Source organism: Streptomyces sp. NPDC127092 (assembly GCF_042722475.1).
GTDB lineage: Bacteria > Actinomycetota > Actinomycetes > Streptomycetales > Streptomycetaceae > Streptomyces.
The window spans coordinates 1-517 of the sequence record NZ_JBHXFE010000114.1; the positions used below are offsets into that span (position 1 = coordinate 1).

Sequence of the window (517 nt, forward strand, 5' to 3'; positions counted from 1 at the left end):
GTGATGGTGGGCCCATTGAAAGTCCAGGGTGCTGAGCGCATCTCAGTGGGAGCACATTGCGCTTTCCACCCCGGAGTCTGGCTTGCGGCGGAGCAACGCGGGGATCTACGCATCGGGGATCGTGTCTATTTGGGCCACAGGGTGCATCTCCACGCAGTCGGTTCAGTGGTCCTTGGGCGAGGCGTCATGGTGACAGACGACGTTCACATTGGGAACGGAGGACACGACCCGTCGGCAGGGATGGCGGTCACGCCTGGCGCACCGATCGTGATCGGTGATGACGTCTTCGTCGGCCAGGGCGCCACGATTCTCGGAGGAGTCACAGTGGGAGCAGGCGCTGTGGTCGGAGCGAGGTCCGTCGTCACGAAGGATGTCCCTGCCGGAGCGGTCGTCGCGGGTGTCCCTGCGAAGATCCTCAAGAACGGTGTCAAGCACACCCCAGCGATCAGAGAAGAGCGGCAGTCATGACGAACTACCTCATCACCGGTGGGGCCGGCTTCATCGGTCAGTACGTGGC

The 517-nt window shown here is 63.1% G+C and carries 1 protein-coding gene; it reads left to right on the forward strand.

Translation table 11 applies throughout. The features are described from left to right. Nucleotides 1-186: 186 nt before the first annotated feature. Nucleotides 187-468, forward strand: a complete 282-nt coding sequence (locus ACFWJO_RS37600) for a DapH/DapD/GlmU-related protein (RefSeq protein WP_276606038.1) — start codon at nucleotides 187-189, stop codon at nucleotides 466-468. Nucleotides 469-517 lie beyond the last annotated feature (49 nt).

What these genes read in the sequence shown, in the direction of transcription:
- ACFWJO_RS37600 (WP_276606038.1), top strand. Translation starts at nt 187, where the DNA reads ATGGTGACAGACGACGTTCACATTGGGAACGGAGGACACGACCCGTCG.